The 17,061-nt window shown below is 58.0% G+C and carries 19 protein-coding genes and 1 tRNA gene; 9 read left to right on the top strand and 11 right to left on the bottom strand.

Annotated features, from left to right (window positions below; all coding sequences use genetic code 11):
• Positions 1–23: 23 nt before the first annotated feature.
• The 7 genes from AC2FLB_RS02200 to AC2FLB_RS02170 form a co-directional block, all read right to left on the bottom strand.
• Positions 24–100 (bottom strand) — tRNA-Pro (locus AC2FLB_RS02200).
• Between the two features lie 61 nt (positions 101–161).
• Complete coding sequence (locus tag AC2FLB_RS02195) at positions 162–761, bottom strand: MerR family transcriptional regulator (RefSeq protein WP_496708539.1); 600 nt, start codon at positions 759–761, stop codon at positions 162–164.
• An 18-nt stretch (positions 762–779) separates the two neighbouring features.
• Positions 780–1,082 (bottom strand): integration host factor subunit alpha, encoded by a 303-nt coding sequence (gene ihfA, locus AC2FLB_RS02190; RefSeq protein ID WP_037316145.1) that lies wholly within the window; start codon positions 1,080–1,082, stop codon positions 780–782.
• Between the two features lie 96 nt (positions 1,083–1,178).
• Positions 1,179–2,150, bottom strand: a complete 972-nt coding sequence (locus AC2FLB_RS02185; protein ID WP_271947477.1) for a beta-ketoacyl-ACP synthase III — start codon at positions 2,148–2,150, stop codon at positions 1,179–1,181.
• A gap of 21 nt (positions 2,151–2,171) precedes the next feature.
• Positions 2,172–3,260, bottom strand: coding sequence for a phosphate acyltransferase PlsX (plsX, locus tag AC2FLB_RS02180; protein WP_496708538.1), 1,089 nt, complete (start codon positions 3,258–3,260; stop codon positions 2,172–2,174).
• 22 nt (positions 3,261–3,282) lie between these two features.
• A complete protein-coding gene (gene rpmF / locus AC2FLB_RS02175; protein WP_037316137.1) occupies positions 3,283–3,489 on the bottom strand; it encodes a 50S ribosomal protein L32 in 207 nt (68 codons plus the stop codon).
• Positions 3,490–3,695: 206 nt separating this feature from the next.
• Positions 3,696–4,232, bottom strand: coding sequence for a YceD family protein (locus AC2FLB_RS02170; RefSeq protein WP_496691109.1), 537 nt, complete (start codon positions 4,230–4,232; stop codon positions 3,696–3,698).
• A gap of 85 nt (positions 4,233–4,317) precedes the next feature.
• On the opposite strand from AC2FLB_RS02170, the gene AC2FLB_RS02165 reads away from it, so the two are divergent.
• The 3 genes from AC2FLB_RS02165 to AC2FLB_RS02155 all read left to right on the top strand — a co-directional run bounded on the left by AC2FLB_RS02165 (position 4,318) and on the right by AC2FLB_RS02155 (position 7,477).
• Positions 4,318–4,794, top strand: coding sequence for an outer membrane protein assembly factor BamE (locus AC2FLB_RS02165; protein ID WP_142633360.1), 477 nt, complete (start codon positions 4,318–4,320; stop codon positions 4,792–4,794).
• A 98-nt stretch (positions 4,795–4,892) separates the two neighbouring features.
• Positions 4,893–5,627, top strand: coding sequence for a GNAT family N-acetyltransferase (locus tag AC2FLB_RS02160; RefSeq protein ID WP_496708537.1), 735 nt, complete (start codon positions 4,893–4,895; stop codon positions 5,625–5,627).
• A 41-nt stretch (positions 5,628–5,668) separates the two neighbouring features.
• Complete coding sequence (locus tag AC2FLB_RS02155; RefSeq protein ID WP_496708536.1) at positions 5,669–7,477, top strand: ABC-F family ATP-binding cassette domain-containing protein; 1,809 nt, start codon at positions 5,669–5,671, stop codon at positions 7,475–7,477.
• An 81-nt stretch (positions 7,478–7,558) separates the two neighbouring features.
• Here the strand turns inward: AC2FLB_RS02155 and AC2FLB_RS02150 are convergent, their stop codons facing one another.
• Entirely contained in the window at positions 7,559–8,314 is a 756-nt protein-coding gene (locus AC2FLB_RS02150; protein WP_496706000.1) for a 3-hydroxyacyl-CoA dehydrogenase, read from the bottom strand.
• Between the two features lie 197 nt (positions 8,315–8,511).
• Here AC2FLB_RS02150 and AC2FLB_RS02145 point away from each other — a divergent pair, with 197 nt between their 5' ends.
• Positions 8,512–9,267: a hypothetical protein gene (locus AC2FLB_RS02145; RefSeq protein ID WP_496700492.1), complete on the top strand. Its 756-nt coding sequence runs from the start codon at positions 8,512–8,514 to the stop codon at positions 9,265–9,267.
• Positions 9,268–9,348: 81 nt separating this feature from the next.
• On the opposite strand, the gene tyrS is transcribed toward AC2FLB_RS02145, so the two are convergent.
• Positions 9,349–10,596 (bottom strand): tyrosine--tRNA ligase, encoded by a 1,248-nt coding sequence (tyrS, locus tag AC2FLB_RS02140; protein WP_281971972.1) that lies wholly within the window; start codon positions 10,594–10,596, stop codon positions 9,349–9,351.
• Between the two features lie 183 nt (positions 10,597–10,779).
• On the opposite strand from tyrS, the gene AC2FLB_RS02135 reads away from it, so the two are divergent.
• Positions 10,780–11,904, top strand: coding sequence for an anhydro-N-acetylmuramic acid kinase (locus AC2FLB_RS02135; RefSeq protein WP_496708535.1), 1,125 nt, complete (start codon positions 10,780–10,782; stop codon positions 11,902–11,904).
• On the opposite strand, the gene AC2FLB_RS02130 is transcribed toward AC2FLB_RS02135, so the two are convergent.
• Together AC2FLB_RS02130 and AC2FLB_RS02125 are read right to left on the bottom strand one after the other, a co-directional pair.
• Positions 11,870–12,760, bottom strand: a complete 891-nt coding sequence (locus AC2FLB_RS02130; protein WP_496708534.1) for a fatty acid desaturase — start codon at positions 12,758–12,760, stop codon at positions 11,870–11,872. The genes AC2FLB_RS02135 and AC2FLB_RS02130 overlap by 35 nt on opposite strands.
• Before the next feature lie 3 nt (positions 12,761–12,763).
• Positions 12,764–13,183: a cupin domain-containing protein gene (locus AC2FLB_RS02125; RefSeq protein WP_496708533.1), complete on the bottom strand. Its 420-nt coding sequence runs from the start codon at positions 13,181–13,183 to the stop codon at positions 12,764–12,766.
• An 85-nt stretch (positions 13,184–13,268) separates the two neighbouring features.
• On the opposite strand from AC2FLB_RS02125, the gene AC2FLB_RS02120 reads away from it, so the two are divergent.
• The 4 genes from AC2FLB_RS02120 (at position 13,269) to AC2FLB_RS02105 (ending at position 17,024) form a co-directional block, all read left to right on the top strand.
• On the top strand, positions 13,269–14,687 hold the full coding sequence (locus AC2FLB_RS02120) for a protein adenylyltransferase SelO (RefSeq protein WP_496708673.1): 1,419 nt from the start codon (positions 13,269–13,271) through the stop codon (positions 14,685–14,687).
• A 127-nt stretch (positions 14,688–14,814) separates the two neighbouring features.
• Entirely contained in the window at positions 14,815–15,519 is a 705-nt protein-coding gene (locus tag AC2FLB_RS02115; RefSeq protein ID WP_142635102.1) for an endonuclease/exonuclease/phosphatase family protein, read from the top strand.
• A 73-nt stretch (positions 15,520–15,592) separates the two neighbouring features.
• Positions 15,593–16,006 (top strand): Fur family transcriptional regulator, encoded by a 414-nt coding sequence (locus AC2FLB_RS02110; protein ID WP_142633379.1) that lies wholly within the window; start codon positions 15,593–15,595, stop codon positions 16,004–16,006.
• 136 nt (positions 16,007–16,142) lie between these two features.
• Positions 16,143–17,024 (top strand): DMT family transporter, encoded by an 882-nt coding sequence (locus tag AC2FLB_RS02105; RefSeq protein WP_496708532.1) that lies wholly within the window; start codon positions 16,143–16,145, stop codon positions 17,022–17,024.
• Positions 17,025–17,061 lie beyond the last annotated feature (37 nt).

Genomic DNA, 17,061 nt, shown 5'->3' with positions numbered 1-17,061 from the left:
GTGCCATAAACGTCGGTGTGATTTGGTCGGGCTAGCAGGACTCGAACCTGCGACCTTCCGTCCCCCAGACGGACGCGCTACCAGGCTGCGCCATAGCCCGACGTTGAGGTGTTCATAAAGACTTTCCCGGCGGGGGCAAGAGGAAATCATCGCCTTTTTTCTTATCCCGCCGATCGGTTTTCTATTCGGTTCAACACGCTGCGCAGCTCTTGCGCGATGGGCGCTATCTGGCTGAGCAACTGGTCATCGAATGCGTCTCGGGTCCAGGCCAATGTCGCGATTCCGCCCAACAATGGCGAGGCGTCGGGATAAGACGGCTGGGCTTGGGCCGCAGGCTCAGCTTTTGGCGGAGCGGGGGCAGGGGTCGGTTCGGGTTTTTGCGCGTCGCCAAGATCCAGATGTATCTGCTCTTGCGGGGGGGCTGGCTTGGCCGTGAATGGCACAACGACATTTGCATCGGGTGTGGGTTCAAGATTCGCAATTTCATCCAGGCCCTGGGACACCGAAGAAACATGCGCCACGCCCTGTTCACGCAAGATGCGCTGTACGCCTTTGATGGTGATCCCATCCTCATGCAAAAGCTTCTTGATGCCGCCCAGCAGGCGCATGTCGTTGGGGCGATAATATCGGCGCCCACCGGCCCGTTTTACTGGTTTCACCTGATTGAAGCGGCTTTCCCAGAATCGCAGAACATGCGGCTGCACACCCAACCAGTCCGCAACTTCACTGATGGTGCGAAAGGCGTCTGGGGACTTGCTCATATTCGTGCCGTCCTGATCTTATTTGCGGTTCCCTGCGGCGACGCGATCTTTCATCAGATGCGACGGGCGGAAGGTGAGAACACGGCGAGGCTGAATTGGAACCTCTTCGCCTGTCTTGGGATTGCGGCCGATACGAGCTGTCTTGTCCCGAACACTGAACGTTCCAAAAGACGAGATCTTTACCTGTTCACCGCGCACCAATGCGTCGGACATATGGTTCAGAACGCTCTCGACCAGTTGCGCGCTTTCATTGCGTGAAAGGCCAACTTCACGAAATACGGCCTCGCTCAGATCCATTCGGGTCAGTGTTTTGTCGCTCATGCCAATTCCCCTGTTGCTATCAGAGCATAGGGTCAGGGCAAATTCGCTGTCAATATCAATGAATTGCGGGCGAGTGTGTAAGCTGAATTGCGCTTGTTACCACCGCAAGAGGACTGAGCCCCAGGCCAATCCACCTCCGATTGCCTCTGTGACCAGCAGATCACCCTGTTTGAACTGCCCACGCTGTTTCGCAACAGACATTGCCAGGGGAATCGATGCGGCCGAGGTATTTCCGTGGTCCTGCAGGGTAACGACAACGTGTTCCATAGGAACGCCCAATTTCTTGGCTGTGCCCTGGATGATTCTAATGTTTGCCTGATGCGGTACGATCCAATCCACATCTTTATGACTTAGCCCAGCCTTCTCTAGGCAGGTTTCTGCGGTAGAGGTCAGTCGTTCAACTGCCTGCCGAAACAGCTGGTTTCCTTTCATCCGCAGATAGCCTGTGGACTGGGTCGAGACGCCTCCATCCACATAGAGCAGGTCCTTATAGCGCCCGTCCGAGTTCAGGTCGGTTGCCAGAATGCCCCGATCGTCCGAGGTTCCTGCGCCCTCATGCTGTTCAAGGATTATTGCCCCGGCGCCGTCGCCGAAAAGCACGCAGGTCGACCGGTCGGTCCAGTCCATGATACGAGAGAACGTCTCGGCGCCGATGACCAGTACGCGTTTGGCCTGGCCTGATACGATCAGCGCATTGGCATTGGTCATGGCATAGACAAATCCGGCGCAAACCGCCTGTACGTCAAAGGCGAAGCCTTTGGTCATGCCAAGCTGCGATTGAACCATTGTTGCGGCAGAGGGAAACGTCAGGTCAGCGGTCGATGTTGCAAGAATAATCGCATCAATATCATCTGCCTCCAGACCCGCATCGGCCAATGCGGCACTGGCAGCCTTTGTGGCCATAATCGAAGTGGTTTCGTCTTCCGCTGCAAAATGCCGGCGTTCGATTCCGGAACGGGTCCGTATCCACTCATCAGACGTATCGAGCGTTTCTTCGAACTCGGAATTCGGGACGATGCGCTCTGGCAAATAGTGCCCGACACCAACTATAATTGAACGGCCTGCCATGCTGGGGTACTGCCTTTTTTGTTATTCACCGGCCTTCGACGGCGTGTCTGCGGCATCTTGTGCAAGCTCGACTGTCGATGCAACCCGTGCTGCCAATTTTTCGGCGAAGCCGGACTCGGCCAGGGTAAAGGCCAGCTTTACAGCGGCTGACACGCCGGTCGAGTCTGCACCACCATGTGATTTGACGACGGTTCCGTTCAGGCCAAGGAAAACCCCACCATTCACGCGCCGAGGATCAATTCGTTTCTTCAACCGCTGCAAAGATGTGATTGCAAGGATCGAGGCCAGTCGTGAGAGCGGAGAATATTTGAACGCCTCGCGCAGAAGATCTCCGATCAGGCTGGCTGTGCCTTCTCCGGTCTTGATGGCGACGTTGCCTGTAAACCCGTCTGTTATAATGACATCGGCTTTGTCTCCCGGGATGTCGCTGCCTTCGACAAAACCCACAAAGTCAAAGCTGGCCTGATCCGCAAAATCCGAGATCATGCCATGCGCTTCTTTTAGCTCGGCGCGCCCTTTATGTTCCTCGGTGCCCACATTCAAAAGGCCGATCCGGGGACGTTCCAACGCCATGCCGTTTCGGGCATAAGAGGCACCCATCAAAGCATATTGCAGCAGGTCCTTGGCGTCCGCGCGCACATCGGCGCCCACGTCCAACATTACATTGAAACCCTGCGGATTGCGCGAGGGCCACAAAATAGCGATTGCCGGGCGGTTTACCCCCGGCAGCTTACGTAGACGCATCATCGACAGGGCCATCAATGCGCCGGTATTGCCACAAGAGACCGCGCCATGGGCTTCACCCTGACGTACCGACTCCAGTGTGGACCACATCGAGGTTTGCTTGCCGTGTCGGACGACCTGGCTGGGCTTGTCCTCCATCGTGACCACATCGGGACAATCACGAAAAACGACGCGCCCGTTCAGGACACGCCGTTTTGCGACAAGTTTGCGCAACATAGCCTCAGGCCCGTGCAAGATGAACGCGATATCGGGGTTCTTATCCGCCGATTTGGCGATCCCCGCCACAACAGCAGCGGGCCCCGAATCTCCGCCCATTGCGTCAACCGAGATGGTAATCCGTCCGGCGTGCGTGGGCTGTTCTGTCATGCTTGGCCTGCGCTTTTAGGGCTTAGGCCGCGTCTTCGTCCAGGTCGATTTCGTCGGCCTGAGCGACGACTTCGCGGTCATCATAGTGGCCGCAGGACGCGCAGACGTGGTGCGGGCGCTTCAGCTCACCACAGTTGGCGCATTCGTTCGGGTTTGCAGCAACCAGAGCGTCGTGCGCGCGGCGGTTGTTGCGACGCGACTTGGAAACTTTGTTCTGTTGGACAGCCATGGTCTCAACCTTTGTCTACTAAGGGCCGGCAGATTCGCTGCGGGCCAGGTTTCATTCTTCGTTTTTCTCGTGGTTTGACGCGCGTTTAGGGGACGGGCCCCGCGATGTCCAACCCAAATTCCGATGAGCGCGCGAAAATACTGCGATTCTCAGCATGTTCAAGCGATTTTTCTGAGCGCCTGCTATGACAGGATTTCAGGCCCGTGTCACTCGTCTTTTTTCAGTGCATCGCGCAGCCCGGCCAAGCCCGCAAAGGGTTTGACATCTTCATCCGTTATTGCCTGTTTGCCGGGTTCGGTAAAGCCCGCCTGTTCCAATTCGGCACCTTCTTTCCGGGGATACTGGGGCAGGGCAAGCGCCAGCGCTTCGGACATGACCTCGGTCAGAGCGATTTCGGTCCCTAGCGGTTCAGATTCGTCACCCTCCGGGATTTCGAACTCTTCCTCGTCAGGGTTTGTCCAATCTGACAGAAACATCCGGGTCACCGGAATGTCGATCCGCGTGGTAACCGGTGTCAGCGTCACGACACAGGGTTGAATCACGGTTGCCCCCAGTTTTCCTGAAAGCGCCCAATCACGCTTTCCATGCGCACTCACCTCGCCGACAAAACTCAGCTTACGCAGCCCAAGCAGGCTCAACTCGTTCTTTAAGAGATCCAACTCCTGCGCGTCAGGGCGAATTTCAAAGGGCGTCGGTGCGTTCTGAGGCAGGTCGGCGACCCGTAAAGATGTCTGGTTGCTCATACGTGGCCCTTTCGTGTGTTGAACCGGGGTGGCGGTTTGATGTAATCGGATAGGGGCCGCACGGTCCCAAGGCAAGAGGGTGTGAATGTTGAAAGTTATGAGCAGGTTGAAACCAGCGTCCAGAACGCTCGTATTTGCGGCCTGTCTGACCGCTGCTGGTGCGTGTGCTCCGGTCTTCAAGAAACACGGATATGTCCCCACAGCCGAGGACCTGGCCGAAATTCAGGTGGGTGTCGATACACGTGAAAGCGTACTCGAATCCGTTGGCGCGCCCAGTACTTCAGGCGTTGTTCGCGATTCCGGCTTTTATTATGTGACATCACGCGTTCGTCATTATGGTCCGAAACGACCGAAAATCGTCTCGCGCGAGCTTGTGGCGATCAGCTTCGATGACCGGGGTGTTGTGCGCAATATTGAACGCTTTGGCCTTGAGGATGGAAACGTTGTGACGCTGGATCGTCGTATTACCGAATCCTCAGTTCAGAACCGTGGGTTCTTGCGGCAGCTGCTTGGCAATATCGGCAACTTCAACCCGGCAAACATTCCTGGCGCGACCAACTAATTCATAGTCACGTCTTGTCAACTTCACAGGGCGGTCACAAATCCTGTGTTATTGACCCTGCAAGACGAAACAGGTCAGCAACCCAGGAGGATGCGACCATGGCACTATTGCTCGGCAAGGGCCGGTACCGTGCGCGTCAGGCGCAAACACCGCAGGATGTTGCGGCGGCACAGTGTCTTCGAACACTGGCTTTCAGGACTGATCAGCCTGATCAGGATGAGTTCGATAGCCGTTGTACACATATTCTGGTCGAGGATATGCGTGCCAACGGTAAACTCGTGTGCTGCTTTCGCATGTTGATGATGGAGCGCGGGGCCGAGATTGGCCAAAGCTATTCCGCCCAGTTCTATGACCTCTCGGCACTTGAAGGGTTTAAGGGGCGCATGGTCGAGATGGGGCGCTTTTGCGTGCATCCTGGTCGAAACGACCCAGACATTCTGCGTGTTGCCTGGGGGTCGATGACTGCATTTGTCGATCAGAATAATGTTGAGATGCTGTTTGGCTGCTCATCGTTTGCGGGTACAGAAACGGCGGAATATCTTGATGCTTTTGCGATGTTGAAACATCGCCATCTGGCCCCGAAACGCTGGTTGCCACGGGTCAAGGCCCCAGATGTTTTCCGGTTCGCCGCGAGATTGCGTCGGCGCCCGGATGCCAAAAAAGCCATGATGCGCATGCCCCCTTTGCTGCGTACTTACCTGATGATGGGCGGCTGGGTCAGTGACCACGCAGTCGTTGACCGTCACATGAACACTTTGCATGTCTTTACCGGCCTCGAAATCTGCGCGATTCCGCCCGCACGTAAACGTTTGCTGCGGGCCGTTGCCGGGTAATCGCCGTTGACGGCTCGACGCTGCGGGGGTAGCTGGCGGGCATGGCAAGAATTCCTTTATTGCAGATGTCCGGCATTTCCCTGACTTTCGGGGGCGATCCGGTTTTTTCAGACCTTGATCTGGTGGTTCAACCAGGCGACCGCGTCGCTCTGGTTGGGCGGAACGGATCCGGCAAGTCAACCTTGATGAAGGTGATGGCCGGTTTGGTAGAACCGGACAAGGGCGAGATTGTAATCCCCCCGGGTAAGTCAGTCGGTTACATGGAGCAAGACCCCGGAATGGAAGGGTTTGCTACGCTGGGCGACTATGCCTCCAGCGGGTTAGAGCCGGGTGAGCTTTACAAAGTCGAACGCGCAGGCGAAGGGCTGAAATTCGACCCGGCGCGCGCTGTTGAGACGGCCTCGGGCGGTGAACGCCGCCGTGCCGCGCTGGCCAAGCTGATGGCCGAAGCCCCGGATTTGATGCTGCTGGACGAGCCGACCAACCATCTTGATATCGAAGCCATCGCCTGGCTCGAGCGTGAGCTAGGATCGACACGGACGGCCTATGTGCTGATCTCACACGACCGTGCCTTTCTGCGCGCCTTGACCTGCGCGACGCTATGGATCGATCGTGGGGCGGTCCGACGGCAGGAGCAGGGGTTTACGGCATTCGAGGCTTGGCGCGACAAGATCTGGGAGGAAGAGGACCAGCAACGTCATAAGCTGAACCGTCTGATCAAGTCCGAGGCGCGATGGGCCGTCGAGGGCATCAGCGCCCGTCGCAAGCGCAACCAGGGTCGGGTCCGCGCCTTGCAGGACCTTCGATCTGAAAAAGCCGCACAGATAAAACGTCAGGGTTCGGCCGCGATGACCCTTGAGGCTGGACCAAAATCAGGGCGAAAAGTGTTTGAAGCCAAAGGCCTATCCAAGTCTTTTGGTGATCATCAGATCGTGCGCAACTTTGACCTGTTGGTACAGCGGGGCGACCGCGTGGCCTTTGTTGGCCCAAACGGCGTCGGCAAGACAACATTGCTGAAAATGCTGTTGGGACAAGAGAACCCGGATGAGGGTTCGGTCACGCTGGGCACCAATCTTGAGATTGCAGTATTCGACCAGGCCCGCGCACAGCTGGACCCCGAAATGAGCCTTTGGGACAGCCTGACCGGCGACCCCGAGATGCGTGTTTCCGGCAAGGCGGATCAGGTGATGGTGGGTGGCCAACCCAAGCATGTGGTCGGCTACCTCAAGGAGTTTCTTTTTGACGAGGGGCAGGCCAGAGCAGCCGTTAAATCACTGTCCGGTGGGGAAAAGGCCCGTTTGCTGCTGGCAAAGCTGATGGCCAAACAGTCGAACCTGCTGGTATTGGACGAACCAACCAACGATCTGGATGTGGAAACACTGGATCTGTTGCAGGAACTGCTGGACGATTATGACGGTACCGTTTTGCTGGTCAGCCACGACCGCGATTTCTTGGACCGTGTGGCCGCAACGACCATCGCGATGGAGGGTAACGGCCGTGCAACCGTCTATGCCGGGGGCTGGTCGGACTACCTCGCTCAGCGCGGCGAGGTGTCTGATAAGAAAGAAGTAAAAACAAAAGCTTCCAAGTCAAAGGTAAAGCAAGAGGCGCAGCCGAAACTGGGGCTATCATTTTCAGAGAAACACCGTCTTGAGAAATTGCCTGCCGAGATTGAGCGGCTTGAGGCGGAAATCGGAAAGCTTGAAGAGCTGATGTCCGATCCTGAGCTTTTCAGCCGTGAACCTGTTAAATTTCAGAAAGCGACCGAGGCTTTGGTCGAGCGGCAGGAAAAGCTGGCCGCAGCCGAGGAAGAGTGGCTGATCCTCGAGGAAAAGGCCGAGGGCGCCTAGATCAGCTTTCGCGCTGTGGCCGGCTATCCGACCACAGTTCATTTGAGTGAGCCGTATTCTTCGGTAGGTGATCAGCCACGCTCAGCGCATTCGCAGCGCGCCGTCGATACGGATGACCTCGCCGTTCAGATAACCCATTTCGACGATGAACCCGGCCAGTCTTCCGTATTCGCGGGGGGCGCCAAGGCGCACAGGGTTGGGAACGTCAGAGGCCAGTTGTTGCTGCACCTCTTCGGGCAGACCGGCCAGCATCGGAGTCATAAAGATTCCGGGTGCGATGGTCATCACGCGGATTCCGGACGAGGCCAGATCCCGTGCCATGGGCAGGGTCATACCTACCACACCACCTTTCGAAGCCGCATAGGCAGCCTGACCCTTTTGCCCATCAAAGGCCGCGATTGAGGCTGTATTGATGATGACACCGCGCGCGCCATCCGGTTCTGGGTCGTTCTTTGCCATTTCCGCGGCTGCAAGGCGTGAAACGTTGAATGTACCCACAAGGTTGATGTCGATCGTGCGCTGAAATGCATCAAGCGGGTGCGGGCCATCCCTGCCTACGGTTTTCATGCCAACCGCGATCCCGGCGCAATTCACTGCCGCGTTGATTGCTCCCATCTTCTTGCGGGCATGGGCGATGGCCGCGGCCACGGATGTTTCATCGGTTACATCCGTCTGGGCGAAATGCCCGCCAATTTCTGTTGCGACCTGGCTGCCTCGGTCTGCATCCCGGTCCAGAATGGTTACCTGTGCATTGTTTTCTGCAAAAAAGCGGGCCGTTGCCTCACCCAGCCCCGAGGCGCCTCCGGTGACAATGGCTGCGGTGGTCGACAGGTGCATCTGGATTTCCTTCCAAAAGATATGAACATACGTTCATTTAATATCAGCAAAGGGACAGTGTCCATAGGGGGGCGTCGGGCAGGCGGCCCTTCCTCAAGGCTTTCTCAGGTCAGCTTCAGGCGTTCTTAATGTTGAAATCTCAAATCGACACTGAACGCAATTGAGCGTCTGGGTGGCGCATTTGAGGAGGACAAACTATGCGAATTGGAACCAAATCAGGGCTTTCCGCTTTGGTTGCCGCTCCGTTTCTGGGGATTATGGCGGCTGGAAGTGCGGCCGCTGCACCAGAGGTCTGCAACTGGAAAACGGCGCGGGATGCTGCAAACAGCGGCGATTATGCGACCATGTGTGAGTGCACGCAGGTAACCCCCAGCTTTCTGGAGCGCTTGCAGAAACGAGCGGATTTCGAAACCACATTGCGAAACACATCCGCGCAATGCCCGGGGTTGGCCGCCTTGTTGACCGACTTTCCGACAGCATCAATCGTAAGCGCGGCAAATGCGGGCGAAGACCGCAGTTCGGACCCAAGCAGTCCGGTCACGCCGGTTGGCGGCGATGGAACAGGGTCCGGCGGGTCGGGCGGTAACGGTCCCGGCAACGGCGGCGGCGATGATCCGGGTGGCGATAACCCGGGCGATGATCCGGGTAACGGTGGTGGGGATGATCCCGGTGACGACAACCCAGGTGATGATCCCGGCAATGGTGGTGGCGATGGCCCCGGCAAACCCGGAAATGGCAATGGTCCCGGCAAAGGGGGTAATGGTCCGGGTAAAGGCGGTAACGGCCCCGGAAATGGCAATGGAAACGCTGGGAACCCCGGCAATGGCGGGGGCAATAATGGCGGCTCTGGCCCCGGCACCGGAAACGGTGGAGGTAACAACGGCCACGGCGGAGGCCACGGCAATGGCGGCGGCGGCCATGGAAACGGCGGAGGCAAAGGGGGCAAGCGATAAGCCTGCAAGTGACGGATTTGCTCATGCCGAAACAGAAACGGCCACCCAATTAGGTGGCCGTTTTTCTTTGAGAGGTCTTAGTTATCCCAACTGAACCAGCGCGTGCCTCTTCTTGCCCGCACTCAGTTTGATGGGCGAGGACAAGGCGCCTGCGTCGATCATCAGACCCGCGTCTGTTAATGAAGCGTCGTCCAGTTTGGCGCCGTTTTCTGCAATCAGGCGCTTGGCCTCTTTGCCAGATTTCGCCAGGCCAGACTGTACGATCAGTTGCACGATGGATATCGGCAAGTCTGCTTCGCCGACCGTTAGGGTCGGCAGATCGTCCCCGACGCCACCTTTTTCGAACACTTCGCGAGCGGTGGCCTCGGCATTTGCCGCAGCCTCGGTCCCGTGCAGCAAGGAGGTGACCTCGTTTGCCAGGCGGATCTTGGCCTCGTTGATCTCGGACCCCTGCAATGCGCCAAGGCGGTCACACTCATCCACAGGCAGTTCGGTGTACAGCTTAAGGAACCGCCCAACATCCGCGTCGGTGGTGTTGCGCCAGAACTGCCAGAACTCATAGGGTGAGCGCATCTCGGCATTCAGCCAGACTGCACCGTCTTGCGATTTGCCCATCTTCTTGCCATCGCTGGTGGTCAGCAAGGGTGAGGTCAGGCCATAAATCTCGTTATCCAACACGCGACGGGTCAGGTCGATACCGTTGACGATATTGCCCCACTGATCGCTACCGCCAAGCTGTAGGACACAGCCATAGCGACGGTTCAGTTCAAGGAAGTCATAGGCCTGCAGGATCATGTAATTGAATTCGAGGAAGGACAGCGATTGCTCGCGGTCCAGCCGGGATTTCACCGATTCAAAGGCCAACATCCGGTTGACCGAGAAATGCCGGCCGATGTCGCGCAGGAAGTCGAGGTAATTTAGGTCGTCCAGCCACTCTTCGTTGTTCAGCATCAGTGCTGCGTTTTCTGCGCCGCTATCATAGTCGATATAGGCGGCAAACACCTTTCTGATGCCTGCGATATTGGCGTTGATCTGGTCCGGGCCCAGCAGGGGGCGCTCATCTGACCGGAAGGACGGATCGCCCACCTTCGTGGTGCCGCCGCCCATCAGGGTGATCGGCTTATGACCTGTTTTCTGGAACCAGCGAAGCATCATGATCTGGATCAGGCTGCCCACATGTAGGGACTTTGCCGTTGCATCAAACCCGATATACGCCGACTGACACCCGCTGATCAGCGCCTCGTCAAGGCCCTGATAATCGGTGCAGTCAGCCAGAAAGCCGCGCTCGATCATCGTGGCGATGAAATCCGATTTGGGGTGGTAGGTCATATCGTGCCCTTTGGGTTAATGTTGCGGGGCAGTGTATAGGCGGTGGGGATGACAAGGAAAAGGCACCTTGTCCAAGAAAAACACGCGGCTTATGTGATCTGGCTTGCCTTGGGTTTGCGTTAACGTGCAGGTTGTGGGCAACGCGACGACATAACGGGCGCGAACAGGCGAAAGAGGGCTGGCGTGGGTCGGGCAATTAGCAAATCAGGCGTATTGACTGCATTGGGTGCAATGTCGGGGACCTCGCTGGATGGCGTGGACGCGGCGGTGATCAAAACGGACGGTTACAGAATTCTTGGCTTTGGGCCCACCGGATACCGCGCCTATTCAGATGCAGAGCGGAAAACGCTTCGTGCTGCATTGGGGCAGTGGCATGGCCATGATGTGGATACCGCGGCGGAATTGGTCACGCTTGCCCATGCCGAAATACTGGCCGACTTCGATGAGATTGACCTGATCGGATTTCACGGTCAGACCCTAGCGCATGAACCAAGCGGGCGCGGTACGTTGCAGGTGGGTGACGGCGATGGCCTGACGCAGGCCTTGGGTGTCCCCGTCGTTTGGGATTTCCGCAGCGATGATGTGGCGATGGGGGGCGAGGGCGCTCCGCTTGCGCCCTTTTACCACTTTGCCTGTGCCAAGTGGATTGAGGCCAACCAACCGCTTTGTTTTCTGAACCTGGGCGGGGTCGGGAACCTGACCTATGTAGATCCCAGGTTTGATGGCCCTGAAATACCAGGTGCGCTCTTGGCTTTTGACACCGGTCCGGCCAACGCACCGGTTGATGATCTGATGCAGGAACGTCTGGGTCTGCCCATGGATCGCGACGGCGCGGTCGCACGTGGTGGCAGGGTCGAGACCGGGGCGCTTGAGTTATTTCTGGCAGAGCCCTTCTTTAACAGGATGCCGCCAAAATCACTGGACCGGAACGACTTTGCCGAGATGATCCGCCTGGTGCAGGAACTCTCTGACGCTGATGCGGTTGCCACGCTTACCGGCATGTGCGCCGCCGGAGTTGCGCAAGGGATCGAGCATTGCCCGGAACCGCCGTCGCGTGTGTTGGTGACAGGAGGGGGACGGCATAACCCGGTCCTGATGGAGATGCTGCGCGTTTCGCTGGATTGTCCGGTGGAGCCGGTCGAAGCGGTTGGTCTGGATGGGGATATGCTGGAAGCACAAGCCTTTGCCTATCTTGCTGTCCGTGTCGCGCGCGGGCTGCCGACCTCTTGCCCCGGCACCACAGGGGTCAAGGCGCTGGTCGGGGGCGGGATGGTCAGCGTTCCATCGAGCGAACGTAGTCTGACGTAAATTCTGAATACCCCTCAGAAGTCGATTTCAGATGTGCTTTGGTCCAGTCATGCAGCGTTGGCAGCTGGTGAAACGGCACGTTTGGAAAGGCGTGGTGTTCTGCGTGATAGGGCATGTTCCAGGCCAGAAATCGGACCAATCGGTTGGTGAACGTAGTGCGCGAGTTTTCAAGCATATTCGCCACCGGCGGGCAGAGGCCGTGTTCCGCAAGCAGGTACAGCCGAAGAACGGGCTGTGCCACCAAGACCGGCAACAGCCATAAGCTGACCACCAAAGGAGACACCAGCAGGCTTGCCCCTGCAAGCGCGTAAATGGCCAGCAGGACACGGGCCTCAATCCGCATGGCCTTATGTTGGCGATGCGGCAAATAGGGCGCCTCGATCCGGCCCATTGCGTTACTGATCAGAACGCGCGCCATTCCAGACCAATAGGGCCAACCGCTCAGATAGATCATCAGGCTCGGCCAGCTGTCGGGCCGCGGTTTGCCACCCAGCTCGGGGTCTTTGTCCGGGTGGTTGGTCCATTTGTGATGCGCAAGGTGGAAGTACCGAAACCATGTAAAGGGCAGGACGATCGGGAGCGAGACCAGATGCCCGACCGCATCATTCATCCAGCCGGTCCGAAACGGCGTTTTATGCGTGCATTCGTGGCTGAGGGTGAACAGAAACACCAGTAGAACGCCCTGTGGCAGGATCAGCAGAGGCCACAGCGGGATTTGCAAGGCGATGCCTGTGCTGGTGGCGCTCAGCACCAATAGATACAACACCAGATGCCTCACACCCGCCACGTCTGACCGCATCTGCAGCCGGTCTTTGGCCTCGGCCGATATTGACGCAATAAGGGCGCGGTGATCCATCGGTTAGCCTCGGGGGATGTCGAACCCTGGGGGGGCGAGTTCGAACCCGTCGAATTCAAACCCCGGGGACACGGTGCAAGAGACCAGCGTGTAGGCCCCGCTGCTGCGCGCGGCCTGCCAGTGATCCTTGGGCACGATCAGTTGCGGCGCACCCTGTGACAGATCCGGGGTCAGCAAGTGATCAACCGCCGGACCAGTGTCGGTTGCGCTGAGCGACAGCACCAAGGGTGCCCCTGCGTGATACAGCCAGATCTCGGTCGCATCGACGCGGTGCCAATGGCTGGCCTCGCCCTCGGGCAGCAGGAAATAGATGCAGGTTCCGGTCGCACGGCTCTGGTTCTTGGCGCGCCAGGTTTCGCGGAACCAGCCCCCCTCGGGGTGGCGTTGCAGGTTCAGGTGTTGGATGATCTCTTGTGCGGTCATGGGGCCTCGGTCGTTTCAGAGAGATTATGCACGGGATTGGACGATCCGCTATGGTATTCGTCCCGATCAGGAATATGTTTGGAACATGACTCTGATGATCCCCTTCGACAACAGTTACGCCCGTTTGCCAAACAGCTTTTATGCGCGGCAAGCGCCGGTGCCGGTTCGTGCGCCTCGCTTGATTGCTTTCAACTCCGATCTTGCGCAGATTCTGAGAATCACGCCCGGCGAGGTGCATGAAATGGCCGAGGCCTTTTCCGGCAACGCCCTGCCAGAGGGAGCAGAACCGATTGCACAGCTCTATTCAGGGCATCAGTTCGGAAATTATAACCCCCAGCTTGGGGACGGGCGCGCGGTTTTGCTGGGCGAGACAGTTGGGACGGATGGCGTTCGACGAGATATCCAGTTGAAGGGATCAGGCCCGACGCCGTTTTCCCGACAGGGTGACGGACGTGCATGGCTGGGTCCGGTGCTGCGCGAGTATGTGGTGTCCGAGGCGATGCACGCGCTGGGCATCCCGACTACAAGGGCGCTGGCCGCCGTTGAGACTGGCGAGGCCATTTTTCGAGAAGGTCCAATGCCTGGTGCGATCCTGACCCGTGTAGCACAAAGCCACCTGCGCGTAGGTAGCTTTCAGATCTTCGCCGCGCGTGGACAGTTGGACAGTCTGCGTCGACTGACAGATTATGCCATCCAGCGCCATTACCCGCAGGCCGACGGCCCGATGGGTCTTTTGCGCGCTGTTGTCGACGCACAATCGCAGTTGATTGCCGCATGGATGAGTGTGGGATTCATCCATGGGGTGATGAACACTGACAACTGCTCGATCTCAGGCGAAACCATTGATTACGGCCCTTGCGCCTTCATGGATAACTATCATCCCAATACCGTCTACAGCTCGATCGACCGCATGGGTCGCTATGCCTATTCCAACCAGCCCGAAATCGCCGTTTGGAATGCAGCGCAGCTGGCGACCGCGCTGATCCAGCAGTTCGAGGATAAAGAGGCCGCCGTTGCTGAGGCTACCGAGATCGTCCATGCGATGCCCGACCTGATACAGCAGCACTGGCTTACAAAGTTCCGGGCCAAGATCGGTCTTGTGGCGCAGGAAGACGGCGATCTTGAGATGATCTCGGACTTGCTGAATTGCATGGCGCAGAACCAGGCGGATTTCACCAATACCTTCCGGGCGCTGGGCGGCGATCAGGCGCGGGATCAATTCACCGATCCGCAGGCCTTTGATCAATGGGCAGACGGTTGGCGGTCGCGGCTGTCTCGTGAAAAAAAACCTGCTGAGGTGATTTACAAGGCCAATCCGGCCTTTATCCCGCGCAACCACCGGGTCGAACAGATGATCCAGGCGGCGGTGCAGGGGGATTTTGACCCATTCCACCGGCTGAACAATGTGATGTCCCGGCCCTATGAGGATCAACCCGGCGCTTTGGATCTGACACGGCCACCGGCACAGGATGAGGTTGTTCAGGCGACCTTCTGCGGGACATGAGTTCCTCACACCTGTTTTCGCAGTCAGCTACGTCGGTGTTTCGCCATGCGCTTGCTTTGGTGAAGCCGGCTTGCAATCAACGATGAGCAGCGCAATCCTGCGATCTCAAACGAACTTTCAGGAACCCATGTCTCAGACCGCAATCCTGCGCATCGCCAGCTATAATATTCAGAAATGTGTCGGACTGGATCTACGCCGACAGCCCCAGAGGATTCTTCAGGTCATCGAAAGCCTGCAGGCCGATATTGTCGTCTTGCAAGAGGCCGACAAACGATTGCCTCCGCGCCCTGCGGCCCTGCCGCATTTCATGCTGGACGAAGCGGGATGGCAGATCGTTGATTTGGGTGGGGCTGGCAGCTTGGGGTGGCATGGGAATGCGGTAATCTGGCGGGGTGATGCGATCCGTGTCCGGCAGACCGGGCATCACGAATTACCGGGGCTGGAACCGCGTGGAGCTGTCAGGGTCGAGTTTGACACACCAATCGGTCCGCTTCGGGTGATGGGCATGCATCTGGGGCTCTTGCCCGCCTCACGCCGTCAGCAAATCACCCACCTCAGACGGTGCGATGCGAATCTTGAGGATTTGCCAACTGTCTGGGCTGGGGATTTCAATGAATGGTCCCGACAGCCGGTTCTGGATCACCTGGCCCCGGATATGCACTTTCTTCCACCATTCCCCAGCTTTCCAGCGGCACAGCCGCTGGGCGCGCTGGATCGGATCGCGCTCGGCGCGGGGCTTGAGGCTGTTTTGCATGGCGTGCATTCGGTGCGACCCGCGCACATCGCCTCGGATCACTTGCCAATCTGGGCCGATCTACGGCTTGTAGCTTAGCCGGTAAATCCCCTGTAGCGCCGATCACGCATACGGTTTAATACAGAGAACCGAATATATGCCGAGGGTTCCTATGTCCGACACGATCATCGCCCGTTGCGAAGCCAAAGGCCTGCGTATGACAGGACAGCGCCGCACGATTGCACAGGTGCTGCAACAAAGCGATGATCATCCCGATGTCGAAGAGCTCTATTCGCGCGCCTCGCAAGTTGATTCTGGTATTTCCATCGCCACCGTCTATCGGACCGTCAAACTGTTCGAAGAGGCCGGGATTTTGGAGCGTCTGGAATTCGGTGATGGTCGCGCGCGGTACGAGGATGCCGAGCGGGACCATCATGATCACTTGATCGACATGCAGTCAGGTGAAGTTATCGAATTTGTAGACCCTGAGATCGAAGCGCTACAAGAAAAGATTGCAGCTAAGCTGGGCTACAAGCTGAAAGGGCACCGGCTGGAACTGTACGGCGTTCCGCTGGACCACGACTGATCCATCACAAAAAACGAACGGCCTGCGCACGGGAATTCATGATTCCCAGGCGGATATTGCTTGCCTGACCGCCCGGCATCGGCTTTTGCTTGGATATGACCGGCTGAACGCGCCGCAATATTCTACGGACAAAACTATGAACAACGTGAACGGCATTTTGCTGGTCGTCGGCGCAATGGCGGCCTTTGCACTTGAAGATATGTTCATCAAACACCTGTCGGTCACAGTGCCAACAGGACAGATCATGGTCATTCTGGGCCTTGCCTGTGGTTTGGTTTTCGCAGCGATGGCCCTGTTCACCCGCAAGCACATCTTTGATGTCGCCGCGTGGCAGACCTTGCCCCTGATCCGCGCGCTCTGCGAAGGGCTGGGAGCCGTGGCGTTTGTGACCGCGCTGTCTCTGGTCGATTTGTCGACGGTTGCGGCGGTGTTTCAGGCCATGCCCTTGGTCGTGACCATGGGGGCCGCGCTGTTTCTAGGTGAGCAGGTAGGTTGGCGACGGTGGAGCGCGATTGGCGTCGGGTTCATCGGTGTCCTTATGATCATCCGTCCCGGTCTGGACGGTTTCCAGCCGGAAACCTTGTTTGTGGTGGCCAGCGTTGTGGCCATTGCCGCCCGCGATCTGATCACGCGCAGACTGGACGCACGTGTGGCCTCAGCCGTGGTGGCGATGCAGGCTTACGGCGCGGTGACGCTTGCCGGTCTGGTGCTGATCTCAATGGCTGGCCAGCCGGTCGTAGCCATGAGCCAGTCGGAAATCGGGCCGTTTCTGGGCGCGATTGGATTTGGAGTGCTGGGGTATTACGGCATCGTAAGCGCGATGCGGATTGGCGATGCCTCGGCCCTGACCCCGTTCCGTTACACCCGACTGGTGTTCTCCATCGCAGCCGGAATGCTGATGTTCGGGGAGCGCCCGGATATGATGACGGTTGCCGGTGCCTCGCTGATCCTGGGGTCGGGGCTCTATACCTTCCTGCGCGAACGGCGTCTGGCGCGGTCACTGGCTGTCGCGGCCTGACGGATCGTCGCAGGTTTGCGCAAACAGGCTCTCAGAC

The organism is Ruegeria sp. CDSA236 (genome assembly GCF_059611285.1).
This window is presented reverse-complemented; position numbering and strand designations above follow the sequence as displayed.

Excerpts from the sequence above, each read along its gene's own strand:
- AC2FLB_RS02195 (WP_496708539.1), bottom strand. The coding sequence starts at position 761 with ATGAGCAAGTCCCCAGACGCCTTTCGCACCATCAGTGAAGTTGCGGAC.
- ihfA (WP_037316145.1), bottom strand. The coding sequence starts at position 1,082 with ATGAGCGACAAAACACTGACCCGAATGGATCTGAGCGAGGCCGTATTT.
- AC2FLB_RS02185 (WP_271947477.1), bottom strand. The coding sequence starts at position 2,150 with ATGGCAGGCCGTTCAATTATAGTTGGTGTCGGGCACTATTTGCCAGAG.
- plsX (WP_496708538.1), bottom strand. The coding sequence starts at position 3,260 with ATGACAGAACAGCCCACGCACGCCGGACGGATTACCATCTCGGTTGAC.
- rpmF (WP_037316137.1), bottom strand. The coding sequence starts at position 3,489 with ATGGCTGTCCAACAGAACAAAGTTTCCAAGTCGCGTCGCAACAACCGC.
- AC2FLB_RS02170 (WP_496691109.1), bottom strand. The coding sequence starts at position 4,232 with ATGAGCAACCAGACATCTTTACGGGTCGCCGACCTGCCTCAGAACGCA.
- AC2FLB_RS02165 (WP_142633360.1), top strand. The coding sequence starts at position 4,318 with ATGTTGAAAGTTATGAGCAGGTTGAAACCAGCGTCCAGAACGCTCGTA.
- AC2FLB_RS02160 (WP_496708537.1), top strand. The coding sequence starts at position 4,893 with ATGGCACTATTGCTCGGCAAGGGCCGGTACCGTGCGCGTCAGGCGCAA.
- AC2FLB_RS02155 (WP_496708536.1), top strand. The coding sequence starts at position 5,669 with ATGGCAAGAATTCCTTTATTGCAGATGTCCGGCATTTCCCTGACTTTC.
- AC2FLB_RS02150 (WP_496706000.1), bottom strand. The coding sequence starts at position 8,314 with ATGCACCTGTCGACCACCGCAGCCATTGTCACCGGAGGCGCCTCGGGG.
- AC2FLB_RS02145 (WP_496700492.1), top strand. The coding sequence starts at position 8,512 with ATGCGAATTGGAACCAAATCAGGGCTTTCCGCTTTGGTTGCCGCTCCG.
- tyrS (WP_281971972.1), bottom strand. The coding sequence starts at position 10,596 with ATGACCTACCACCCCAAATCGGATTTCATCGCCACGATGATCGAGCGC.
- AC2FLB_RS02130 (WP_496708534.1), bottom strand. The coding sequence starts at position 12,760 with ATGGATCACCGCGCCCTTATTGCGTCAATATCGGCCGAGGCCAAAGAC.
- AC2FLB_RS02125 (WP_496708533.1), bottom strand. The coding sequence starts at position 13,183 with ATGACCGCACAAGAGATCATCCAACACCTGAACCTGCAACGCCACCCC.
- AC2FLB_RS02120 (WP_496708673.1), top strand. The coding sequence starts at position 13,269 with ATGACTCTGATGATCCCCTTCGACAACAGTTACGCCCGTTTGCCAAAC.
- AC2FLB_RS02115 (WP_142635102.1), top strand. The coding sequence starts at position 14,815 with ATGTCTCAGACCGCAATCCTGCGCATCGCCAGCTATAATATTCAGAAA.
- AC2FLB_RS02110 (WP_142633379.1), top strand. The coding sequence starts at position 15,593 with ATGTCCGACACGATCATCGCCCGTTGCGAAGCCAAAGGCCTGCGTATG.
- AC2FLB_RS02105 (WP_496708532.1), top strand. The coding sequence starts at position 16,143 with ATGAACAACGTGAACGGCATTTTGCTGGTCGTCGGCGCAATGGCGGCC.